Below are 11,526 nucleotides of genomic sequence, written 5' to 3'. Positions count from 1 at the left end.
TGGTTTTGGTTAGTTTTCAAATGGCGGTGTACTAAAGCCCACCAGAGAGCTCCTTTGTTTATTAGTATGCTATTTTGGGGTTCAGTAAAAAGAAACGTAGTTAAGATATAGATTCGATTAGGTTTGAGATGATTATGTATAAGTTAGCAGATGAAATGATCTGGTTTAGACCATTTTGTCTGGCATCTCTCAAAGATGCGGTATCTACAATACACGATATATAGTTTCAAAAACGCACCTATTGGCGATAGCATACTTCTTAGTGGGTTATTTAGGACGGCAAAGTGGGACCATAATTGCGCAAACACTGTAATTGTGCAAACGCTTTGTTACAATGGGGAGGAGACGAAGGGTGTTTGTCACAGGTGTTGGCGCTTTTATTGGTGGAGGGCTCACAGTTTAATGGTTTTGAAGCAAAAAGCGTAAAAAGGAAGAATACTACCCAAGCAAAAATTAATTTAAAAAGGAACTACAAGGGTAACCTGTTTTCAGGGAATATCGCTTCGGAAAACGGGCAAGGTTTTCTATACTACGTGTATTGTATTTGTATAGAGAAGTAGTTGTAAGTGTGTAAAAGCCTTTGTATCGCGAACCGTTGCTTAGTAGAGCCGGTGTTAGCCGCAAGTTGGGTAATTTTAAAATAAGCGGGAGTAGACGAGATGGGTGCTGTAGAGATCAGGGATTGTGATAGTGAGAACGTGGAAAAGTGCGCAGAAGTTGTGGCTGAATCGTTCAAAAATGAAGTAATGACAGAGTATCTGTTTGATTTTTCAAAAGATAGTACCTACCAGGCTTATCGCAGGAATATAGCCAATGAAGCCAGGGGGGTAGCTGAGAGCGGTTGCAGGGTGCTGGCTGCTTTAAGGGATGGTGAAGTTTCCGGGGTGGCGCTTATTAAAAGTAACAGGAAACTTCCACTGGGTAAAAGGATCACACTTCTGATGAAAAGATTGCGCTGCATTGCTCCCATGGTACTTAAAATAAGGATTGGAAGAGCGCTTTCAGTGAGAAATACTATACCTGCACCCAAGAGCTTAAAAGGTAATTACATCATACTTTTAGCTCTGGCTGTTCATCCCAAGTATCAAAATCAGGGGATTGGAAAAAAACTCCTTTCACAAATTCATTCAATCAGTGAAAACGATCCAGACAGTTCAGGAGTATACCTTTTTACTGCTGACAAAAAGAATCAAATCCTTTATGAAAAGGTTGGGTATAAGACAATTGATGAGCGGCATGCCGGAGATTTAACTGTATATCACATGTTTAGAGAAAACCGAAATGCCCAAAAAGCATGCTGAGTAATATTCTTTTAACAGGGGCTTTGCGCCCCTACGCCTCGTGGGCGATAAAATTAGTTTGTTAACGAGTAAACATTTTTTATAAAAAGAGGAGCTAATGAGAAGACGGTACTGGCAACTTGGCTTTCTTAGTCTTTTGGGTATAAACGGCATCGTTAAGGTTATTCAGGGAGATCTATTGACTTCGGTGTGGCTTTTATGGTTTGTTTGGGTTGTATGGTTTTTGCCTGTCAAAGAAAGTGGCAAATAGCATCCAACCTGATTGGCTATACATTAGTGTTAGCTGCAAGAGTTTCCTCTGGCCACCGTTTACTCTTTCAATGATAGTTTATAACCATTCCCACCGTTTTAATGAAAACAGCTGGGAAAATATTTGAGAGTATACAAAAAGATCGCAAAAAAAGGTGTTGACTCCACAATGAAATGGGGGTATATTAAAACTAAACATACCGACGGTCGGTATAAATAGAAGGGAGGACACTTTTGACCAGGCATCACGATCCTGAGAAACGAAAACAGGACTTTCTCAATACCGCCCTTGAGCTTTTCAACACCAGGGGTTACGAGAAAACCACGGTAAACGATATAATCAAAGCAATGGGGGTATCAAAAGGTGCCTTTTACCATTACTTTCAGTCCAAGGAAGATGTAATCGAGCAGATATCGGAGAACTATGCAGATCATGTGTTAAGGGTTTTGGGGCAGATCGCGCACAGAACTGACCTTAATGCAGTAGAGAAGCTTAATGTGATGATTGCAACTATTCAGGGCCATAAAACGGGCACAAAAGAGCAGAGGTCTAAAATTAAAAAAGTATTTAAAGAAGATGACAACTTGAAACTGGAACGTAAAATTCTAACCAAACTGCGGGCAAAAATGCTCATCATTACCAAAACGTTTATTACTGAGGGGATCGAAAACAAGTTGTTCCGAAGCTGTGATGCGCATGAACTTTCTGAGTTTCTTATCTTTGCGTTGAATAGCCTGGATACCTCAGCAGAAGAATTGGTGAACACTGAAATGGTAAAAAACCCACCGGATCTTAAAGAGCTCAGGGGGCGCCTGGTAAAGAAATTGGATTACTATGAGGAGATAATAAATGAGGTTCTTAAGCTTTCTCCGGGAACAGTAGTGATAAAAGAGCCGTATTTGAACCGCTTTTTGGGGTGAGTAGTGGATAAGGCATTTTTTTTGCCTACATACATACCGACGGTCGGTTTAGGAAAGGAGTGTGAATTTGCTACTCAAAAAGAAAGAAACACGTTGAGGGGAAAAACTTAAAACTATAAATACACATCATTTAGGAGAGAAGTATGAGTTACCTGTATGTGAAAAATTTAGAGGATGTACGAAAGACTGATCTTGCCGTAGTGGGTGGCAAGGGAGCAAACCTTGGTGAGATGATAGAGGCCGGGCTTCCTGTTCCGGGCGGATTTGTTTTACTGACCAATGCATACAGGGAGTTTGTGAAGATTAACGGACTGGATGAAAAGATTACAGCACTGCTTTCAGAAGCTGGTATTGATAATGAAAGAGAGGGGGAGTGTGTTTCAGAGAAGATTAAGCGATGGTTTGTGGATGGTGTTGTTCCCGGGGAGATTAAGGCTGAAATTGAAGCGATCTATAAGGCCCTGGGCAGACCGGTGATAGCAGTTCGCTCCTCTGCTACAGCCGAGGATCTGCCCGGGATCTCTTTTGCGGGTCAATACTCCACATTTCTCAATGTGCAGGGAGAAGAGGAGCTGTTAAAAAGTGTTAAACAATGCTGGGCCTCGTTGTGGAATAGCCGGGCACTGTTGTATCGTAAAAAACTGGATATCAGTAATCTTGATCTGGCACATGGAGTGGTGGTTCAACACCTTATTCTCTCAGAGAAATCCGGTGTCCTTTTTACCGCAAATCCGCTAAACGGCCGTCGTGACCAGATTCTGCTAAACTCATCCTGGGGTCTTGGTGAGGCGATTGTAGGGGGAGAAGTAACCCCCGATCAGTGGGTTGTTCAAAAAGGCAATGAAGAGATTGTTGAGACTAGTGTTGCAAAAAAGGAGCACATGACTGAGCGAAAAGCGAATGGTATCGTTTTGGTACCTGTAGCAAAGGAGCTTCAGGAAAAGGTAACACTCTCTAATGAAGAGGTGAAGACGATGCTTAAGCTTGCGTTGCAGGTTGAGAACTATTTTGGCACTCCGCAGGATGTTGAATGGGCCTATGCAGATAACCGGTTCTATCTGGTACAGTCGCGTCCGGTAACTTCACTATTCCACTTGCCCGAACGGGTGCAGGGGCGAAACGGGCTTCGAATCTATCTTAACATGAATAACTACTCTCAGGCGATGCAGGAGCCGTTTACACCGATGGGTGTTCAGGTAATAAAGGAAATGGTCAGGGATACGATTAGGAAATTTGGTGGTAAGCATTTGGATGATTCAAGACTGCTTTGGGCTTTAAATGATCTGGGGGGGCGGCTTTTTGTCGATATAACGGAGTTAATGCGAATGCGAAAATTCCGGCGCAAACTGGAAAATAATCCAATAGATAAAGATCCTGTTACCTCTAAAGCATTGCTTCAGTTATTGCAAAGGGAGCAAAAGGAGATTACAAGCGGTAAGGGTTTGAATATGTTGAAACTGTTAAACCGATATACTCTCCGATATGGGCTGAGTGCCTTAAGAATGTTTAATGTCGGCAAGCGCGGTGCCGAGGCGGGTAGAAAAGGGGCTATTGCTTATGGTGAAGAGTTGGTCAATGAAATAAAGGCAGAGTGTGCGCAGCTGAAAACAAGTGAAGATCGTATGCGCTTTATCGAGCACACAGCCGGTGACATTATGTTGAAAGGTTTTGGCATTGTATTCTTTGTTGCAGTGTCCTCAACATACATCGAAAAGGCACGAAAGATCATGAGCACTTGTATGGATGATGTTTCTGATCTTGAAGCAGTAGAAAAGGCAATACCCCACAGTGTAACAACTGAGATGGGTATGGCGCTTCTGAAAATCGCTGAAGAGCTGGATGGTTCAGGAAAGCGCGCAACGGTGAACAGCCCTCAGATACAATCATTTCTTGAAAACTATGGACATCGTAACAACATCGAACTCGATGTAGGTGTACCATCATGGAAAGAGGATCCATCCTATGTGGTAGATCTTGTTAATACGCACATCGAAAACAAAACGTACAAAGAAGGTCTGAAACGATTTTTTGAGGCCAGGGAGGAAGCTGAAGCAGCGATTGCGCGCATTAGAAAAAAGATGGAGGAGCTCGGGTGCAGGGGTAAAGCAAAAAAGGTGGAAAAGATGCTCAGAGACTTTAGGGAGATGTTTGGTGTCCGGGAGCTCTCGAAGTTCTACCTGCGTCATGTGTTAACTATCTACAGGGAGCAGTTGTTTGAGGTTGGCAGGGAACTGGTTACAAAGGGTCGTCTCAAGCAGCCTGAAGATATATTCTTGGTAAATTTTGAAGACATCCGTTCCGGTCTTGATCTCAGGGCAAAAGCAGCAGAAAACAGGGAACGCTATAAGCTTGAAATGAACAGAAGAGCCCCAAGGATTGTAACCAGTACCGGTGAGAGTATCTATTCGGCTTCTGTAGAAGCTGGTGAGAACGCATTGGCTGGTGTCCCGGTATCACCCGGTGTGTTTGAAGGCTATGTGCGAATTGTCAGGCGTCCGGAGGATGGGGAATGTCTCAATAAAGGTGATATTATGGTTACCATAGGCACAAATCCTGCATGGACGCCCCTGTTTTTAAAGCTTGGTGGGCTGATCATGGAAACAGGTGGTCCAATTAGTCATGGTTCAGTGGTAGCCAGAGAGTATGGGCTGCCTGCAGTGGCTGGGGTGGCAAACGCTACGGTGGAGCTTAAAGAGGGGCAACGGGTACGCTTAAATGGCGAGACCGGCATTGTTGAACTATCGAGTGAAGAGGAAAGTAAAAAATGACAACGAGGGCGGTAGTTATTCTTTACATCGGTATTGCACTGGCTATGGTTGGGTATGGGATCGCCATACCTCTTTTTCCCTTCTATATCGAATCGCTTGGTGGCAGAGGGATTCATCTTGGGTTATTAGTATCGGTATATGGACTGATGCAGTTGCTTTTCGCGCCCCTGTGGGGAAGCCTATCAGACACCCATGGAAGGAAGCCTTTTTTACTTCTTGGAATGCTTGGGTTGGGTACAGGAATGCTGCTGATGGGTTTGGCCACAAGGCTATGGATGCTTTATGGGGCGCAGGTGTTAGCGGGGGCGCTCTCCTGCGCAACTTTTCCGGCAGCTATGGCAATGATCAGCGATCTCTACAGTGATGACAAACGCAGTGCTGCTATGGGGCGGGTTGGTGGCGCCGCGGGACTGGGAGTGATTCTTGGTCCCGGTATCGGGGGAGTGCTTGCGTTTAGTTCACTTTCTGTGCCGTTTTTTATCGCAGCGGCGTTTAGTTTCCTGACTTTGGCCGTGATGGTTGTATGGCTTCCAGAATCATTGGAAGAGAAAAATCGCGCCACTAAGAAAAACGATAAGAATTGGTTTTTTAAGGTTAATTTCCACACTGCACTTGTGGGTCCAATGGCTATAGGGCTTATTGCTGCGTTCGCTGTAAATTTTGGTAAATCAGGATTTACCAGTGTGTACGGCCTCTTTGCCTGGCAGAGATACGGGTATGGTCCTGCGGAGGTTGGGTTACTACTGATGATTATGAGTCTGATGTATGCAGTTGCGCAGGGGGTTTTGGTTGGGCCCTTAACAAAGCGCTTTGGTGAGGTTACTCTGATACGGCTACTATTTCCGGTGATTGCGCTTGGGTTTATAGTAATGTTACTGGCCACCCATACTGTGACAGTGATACTATCAATAAGTATGTTTATGCTTTTTATCGCCTTGTTAAAACCGGTGGCCCTTTCTTATGTCTCAAGGCAGTGTTGTGGCAATCAGGGAGCAGCGATGGGTGTTGCGGAATCGTTTATGAGTATCGGTCGCATTGCTGGCCCTTTGTGGGCCGGGTTTGTTTTCGACATAAATATTAATTTCCCCTACCTGAGTATAGCTGCTTTTTTTGGATTGATGTTTCTGATGAGTTTCAGAGGACGGGTGTTAAAAGGCGCAGGAGAGTGTTTAACAATGAAATGTTTATAAGGGATTCATTGGTTTAAGGTCACCTTATTCATAGACCAACAGACATATTGATTATGAGTCGCTCCTATAGTAAGCTCTAAAGTGCAAAGAGGTTACTATTTATGAGCAATAATGAAAAAACAACTTCGCTGTCCATAATTATCCCCACACTAAACCGGCCACAGGATCTAAAGCGGGCACTTAAGTCCCTGGGCAACTTCTGGGTTGATGGCTATGAGGTGATCGTTGTCGATCAGTCTGATACCTACAATCATACAACTGCACAGAAAAACCACCCACAGGTGAAATTTATCAGGCAGAAGAGAAAAAATCTTCCCCTGGCCAGAAATAACGGAATAAAACAGAGTGGTGGTGAGATAATTTTGTTTATCGATGATGACTGCGAAATAAAAGGAAACTGTATAAAACAGCACCTTCAAGCTCACAGGGATTTATCGTGTGGGGTTGTGGCTGGGAGGGTAAGGCAGAAGGGTACAGCTAGCTGGGCAGCAACCGATGTTGTGTCCACAATAGACCCCCTAACCGGTGAAACAACCGGCAACTTTGATCTGGATTATCATGGCGAAGTGGAATATGCAACGGGGGCAAATTTCTCTGTAAAAAGAGGTGTGCTGTATCGTAGCGGGTTGTTCAATGAGCGATTTACCGGTAATGCTCTCTTTGAGGATGTGGACTTTTCATTGAGGGTAAGAAAAGCCGGCTTTAAAATAATCTATGACCCTAAAGCGCTTGTTCATCATCACGGTAGATCATATGGTGGTTGTCATGAGAGTCGGGAATACCGGTATTACCTCTCAAGGCTTCACAATCATCTTCTGTTCTATCTTTTACATTTCGGAAAAATACCACAGAAGGTGTTTATTATATACCTTAAAAATCTCATAGAGTATCTTTCCAGAAAAGCCAACAGTAAACATAGTTTTAAACTGTTGGCGTTAAGCGGTATGCAAATACTTAAAGCGTATATAGACTTTTTAGCATCCTGTATGAAAATGCCTCTTTACCTTAAGAAACAGGTTTGAGCTATAAAGCCTAACCATTGATACGCTTTATTAAAGATGTATGCTGAGGATAGAGCTTTGAGAGTTCATCAGAGTTATACAGTGTAAAATCATTGAAATCAAATCCCGGCGAAACCATACAACTGACGAGACTGAATGAGTCTTTAGTGTCTACCTCTGCGCCAAAAATGGTATTAGCCTGGATAACAAACTGAGGAGTTTGTCCATTGTTTATTCCCGGACCGAGCTTTATATCCTTCAATGATCCATCACTGTCTATCGTATGTATGGTCATCGCTGAACCGCAGTGATAAAACCAGATTTCATCAGACTTTAAACTGTGAAATTTGGAGTGTTGGCCAGATTCGAGCAGAAAATAGATGGTAGTTGAAAGATTTCTGGTTCCGTTGACATATCTGTCATCAGAAATGGTTAGTGGGCTTCTGTAGACTTCACTGTAATACCCTCCCTCAACATGGGGCTGAAGATTGAGGTTTTTTATAAAAAAATCTGCTGTATACAATGTTGGCGACCTTTAGATAGAATGAAATTTTAAAATAAGTAAAAACTCTTACGGTTATTATAAGTTGTTAAAACTCTGTTCAATATCTTCAATTATGTCATCAATGTTTTCCAATCCAACAGAAACGCGTATTAATCCGGGATTAATGCCTGCTGCGACCAACTGTTCATCGGTGAGTTGTCGGTGTGTTCCACTTGCAGGGTGAAGTACACAGGTGCGAATGTCAGCCACATGCACCTCCTTACAGGCAAGCTTTAGACCATTAATAAACTTTGCGGCTGTCTCCTTGCCTCCCTTTATGGTGAAACAAACCACACCACTTGTGCCTTTGGGGAGGTATTTTTTCGCTGCCCTGTAGTACTTATCATCCTTTAATCCCGGATAGAGAACAGACTCCACTTTAGGCGAACTCTTAAAGTACTCTGCCACCTTAAGTGCGTTTTGGCAATATCTCTCCATGCGCAGCGGAAGCGTTTCCAGGCCAAGATTGAGCAAAAACGCAGAGTGTGCTGCCGGGTAACATCCCAGATCACGCATAAGCTGCATCCTAAGCTTTACGATGTAGGCTGCGGTATCAAATGTTTCGGTGTATATCACTCCATGGTAAGACTGGTCAGGTTCAGTAAATTCAGGAAATTTGCCATCGCTCCAGTTAAACTTACCACTGTCAACGATTATTCCGCCTACCTGAAGAGCGTGGCCATCAAGATATTTGGATGTAGAATGAACCACAATATCCGCACCGTACGCAATTGGCTTACATAAAATTGGTGTAGCAAAGGTATTATCGATGATAAGAGGCACGTTGTTTTTATGGGCAATTGTCGCAAATTTCTCTATATCCAGTACTGCCAGCGCGGGATTAGCCAGTGTTTCCCCAAAAATGGCTCTGGTGTTGGGTTTAATAGTGTTTTGAATCTCTTCTTCATCGGCATCGGGATCCACAAAGATACACTCAATTCCGTATCGTTTGAGAGTGACCGCAAAGAGATTAACCGTACCGCCGTAAATAGTAGAGGTACTGATAAAACTGTCTCCGCTGGAGCAAATGTTGAGAATGGATAGTAGTGAAGCGCTCTGGCCCGAGGAGGTTGCTATGGCGCCTACTCCGCCCTCAAGTGAGGTAACCTTCTTCTCTACCGCTTCTACCGTAGGGTTGGAGAAACGGGAATACATATGTGCTGTGGGAAGATCAAATAATTCCCCGATCCGTTCGGTCGTATCGAAACGGTAGGTAGTACTTTGAACTATCGGCATTACGCCCGGCTCTCCATTCCCAGGAGCATAGCCTTCATGAAGACATTTGGTTTCATCTCTCATTAGGATTCCTTTCAGAAACTTGAAAAAGATAGGCGTGGTTGGACTAAACCTGCCAAAAATAATTTATTAACCAACCGGGTAGGTCACACATTTTTTAGCGGGAATCGCAGGCGTGTAAGTTGTGGCGTTTATAGTGGAAAAGCCTTAAAATCCTCACCTCAATCGAATATAGAAGGAAGGCCTTTTAGTAACTCATCCCAGTTAAAGTCTAAGGGTATAGCATCAACATCGTATTTTAGTGCGGCTGAGTTTGCGTTTTGGATTCTTGACCTTACTGGCGGGTGGGTACTGAAATACCGAAGGGGCGAATCGCCCTCAGAGGTCTCCTCATCAAGCTTATTCATAAAATCTGAAAAGTGTGAAGGGCAGATACCTGCTTCAGCTAAAAAGAAAAAAGCGGTACTATCTGCCCTTTCTTCTTGCTCCCGGGTATAGGTGACATCGATCAGATTTTTGATTACTGATTGCAGATGAGTACTCGAGCCTCCACCCATGATTGAAAGAACCGTTGAGACACCAAATTGCCTGACCATTCTTTTTAATGGATCTCTGTTAACTACGTGTGCGACTTCGTGCGCTATCACAGAGGCAAGTTGCTCTGGAGAATCACATAAACGTATAAGAGGAACGTAGATCACTATAAGGCCACCGGGGAATGTAACTGCATTGACAGTACTGCTATTTACCACCAAAACTTCGATAGGATAGGGAATGTCTTCAATGGAATGTTCAAAACGGTTGGTTATTGAGTCAATCAAATGGCTGATTTCGGGGCTGTTTACTAAAGCCGCGTCTTTAATAATTATATTCTTCACCTGTTTTGAAAATTTCTTTTCCATATCGATTGAGAATTGATCCATCTGATTCAATCCTAATTGCAGAGAGGACCTGTTTTTAATGTATTGCTGGGAAAAGAACGCCACACATGCGGTGATAACTATAAGTAATCCTAAGAGTAATAATTCCTTTGATGCTCTTTGTGTCATTGCTTAAAAGTCTCCGGGAGGGGTATTGACCATTTCCGCCTTTGGGGTCTCTTTTTTGGGATTGTAGTAATGGTTAAAGGCTAATCTGCCAAAAACAAGATAATAGTAAAATTTACCTTTTCTCGCTGCGATACACGCTATAATCGAGAAAACGATATAAATTAGATTCCAGAAGAGGGTAAATAGAAGAAAACTGTAGAACGTGCTGTTAAAGGACCGCTCTGTAAAAAGTATGAAGATAGTCCATATCACAGCCACTCCGTTAAATACTGAGATAATTGATTCTGTCAGTAATGATTGAAGCGAGTGAAATCCCACAAATTTAGAGGTTTTACTATTAAGGTAGTGGTAAATAATAGCCGCTATAAGACTTAGAAATGGAATTGGCAACCCTGCTCCCAAAGCGCCAAACATCATCAGGTACGCTCCCATAGCATCCTCTTTTTCCCGTTCGGTGATTTCATGAGGTTGGGGGATTGTGAGACTTGTCGCTGTTTGGTTTTCACTCATCGGTTTGAATCCTGAGGTTTAATGGTGAACTTACTGCACACAACATAGTAATTATTAATGTTGTGTACAGTGATTTTGATTTATTCTTTTCCTGAAAACTTTGGGTAAGTATCGGTTAAAAAGGATTTGTAGGCCTTTAAACGCATCATCCAACGCAGGGTGCCTACATTAAAACTGTGCCATGATTCGGGATAGGAACCTGTGAACAACACCACCCACCATGCAAGAAATTCAAGAAAAGAACCAATTATTAATCTGAAATACAGAACAAACCAGTGAGGGATTGTTATATAGAATATGCCAAAAAACGTTCTGAGTAACACAAGTCCGCGGCTTAGTTTTTCAGGATAAGGAATTTCAAGGGTAACTTTATCATCTGGTTCTAAACCTAAAGAGGGATACCCATCGAAGAGGTGGTTAATGGATCCCGCTACTCTTGAAGACCAGTTCATAAGCTTTACCTGATATTCAAACATACTCTGAGGATATTTACCTGTGAAAAGAACTACCCAGAAAGCAACAAAGCCAAGTATTCCACTCCATATACCAGCAAAAAACAGTAGGAAGAAATGAGGGATTGCGATGTACAACCACCCAAAAAAGGAGCGTAGAAGCAGCTCTGATCTGGAAAAGTATTCCTGTCTGGGGATATCAAAAACCATTTGAATTTCCTCCTTAATCAGTGTATGTTGGTGAAACAGAATTTATAGCAATATATATTGTATTGAAGTAAAGAGTCAATATGGATAAACAGTAC

The 11,526-nt window shown here is 42.9% G+C and carries 11 protein-coding genes; 6 read left to right on the top strand and 5 right to left on the bottom strand.

The genetic code is table 11. The annotated features are described in order from the left end of the window. Positions 1-659 precede the first annotated feature (659 nt). From QA601_14560 to QA601_14535, 6 genes are all read left to right on the top strand, one after another. Complete coding sequence (locus QA601_14560) at positions 660-1,301, top strand: GNAT family N-acetyltransferase (protein ID MDG5816314.1); 642 nt, start codon at positions 660-662, stop codon at positions 1,299-1,301. Positions 1,302-1,398: 97 nt separating this feature from the next. Beyond that, positions 1,399-1,551, top strand: a complete 153-nt coding sequence (locus QA601_14555; protein ID MDG5816313.1) for a hypothetical protein — start codon at positions 1,399-1,401, stop codon at positions 1,549-1,551. Between the two features lie 233 nt (positions 1,552-1,784). Further along, entirely contained in the window at positions 1,785-2,471 is a 687-nt protein-coding gene (locus tag QA601_14550; protein MDG5816312.1) for a TetR/AcrR family transcriptional regulator, read from the top strand. Between the two features lie 143 nt (positions 2,472-2,614). Continuing rightward, positions 2,615-5,239, top strand: coding sequence for a PEP/pyruvate-binding domain-containing protein (locus QA601_14545; GenBank protein MDG5816311.1), 2,625 nt, complete (start codon positions 2,615-2,617; stop codon positions 5,237-5,239). Further along, on the top strand, positions 5,236-6,429 hold the full coding sequence (locus QA601_14540) for an MFS transporter (GenBank protein MDG5816310.1): 1,194 nt from the start codon (positions 5,236-5,238) through the stop codon (positions 6,427-6,429). The genes QA601_14545 and QA601_14540 overlap by 4 nt, the downstream gene beginning before the upstream one ends. A gap of 101 nt (positions 6,430-6,530) precedes the next feature. Further along, positions 6,531-7,451, top strand: coding sequence for a glycosyltransferase (locus QA601_14535; GenBank protein MDG5816309.1), 921 nt, complete (start codon positions 6,531-6,533; stop codon positions 7,449-7,451). 10 nt (positions 7,452-7,461) lie between these two features. On the opposite strand, the gene QA601_14530 is transcribed toward QA601_14535, so the two are convergent. The 5 genes from QA601_14530 to QA601_14510 form a co-directional block, all read right to left on the bottom strand. Further along, the gene (locus tag QA601_14530; GenBank protein MDG5816308.1) at positions 7,462-7,953 is read right to left on the bottom strand and encodes a cupin domain-containing protein; all 492 of its coding nucleotides are present in this window, start codon (positions 7,951-7,953) and stop codon (positions 7,462-7,464) included. Between the two features lie 57 nt (positions 7,954-8,010). Continuing rightward, entirely contained in the window at positions 8,011-9,273 is a 1,263-nt protein-coding gene (locus tag QA601_14525) for a PLP-dependent transferase (GenBank protein MDG5816307.1), read from the bottom strand. Positions 9,274-9,431: 158 nt separating this feature from the next. Next, positions 9,432-10,259 carry a M48 family metallopeptidase gene (locus QA601_14520; protein ID MDG5816306.1) on the bottom strand — a complete coding sequence of 276 codons (828 nt, stop codon included), beginning with the start codon at positions 10,257-10,259 and terminating at the stop codon, positions 9,432-9,434. A gap of 3 nt (positions 10,260-10,262) precedes the next feature. Next, entirely contained in the window at positions 10,263-10,769 is a 507-nt protein-coding gene (locus QA601_14515) for a DUF4870 domain-containing protein (protein MDG5816305.1), read from the bottom strand. An 80-nt stretch (positions 10,770-10,849) separates the two neighbouring features. Continuing rightward, the gene (locus QA601_14510) at positions 10,850-11,431 is read right to left on the bottom strand and encodes a DUF4389 domain-containing protein (GenBank protein ID MDG5816304.1); all 582 of its coding nucleotides are present in this window, start codon (positions 11,429-11,431) and stop codon (positions 10,850-10,852) included. Between the last annotated feature and the right edge of the window lie 95 nt (positions 11,432-11,526).

Source organism: Chitinispirillales bacterium ANBcel5 (genome assembly GCA_029688955.1).
Taxonomy (GTDB): Bacteria; Fibrobacterota; Chitinivibrionia; order Chitinivibrionales; family Chitinispirillaceae; genus Cellulosispirillum; species Cellulosispirillum alkaliphilum.
This window is presented reverse-complemented; position numbering and strand designations above follow the sequence as displayed.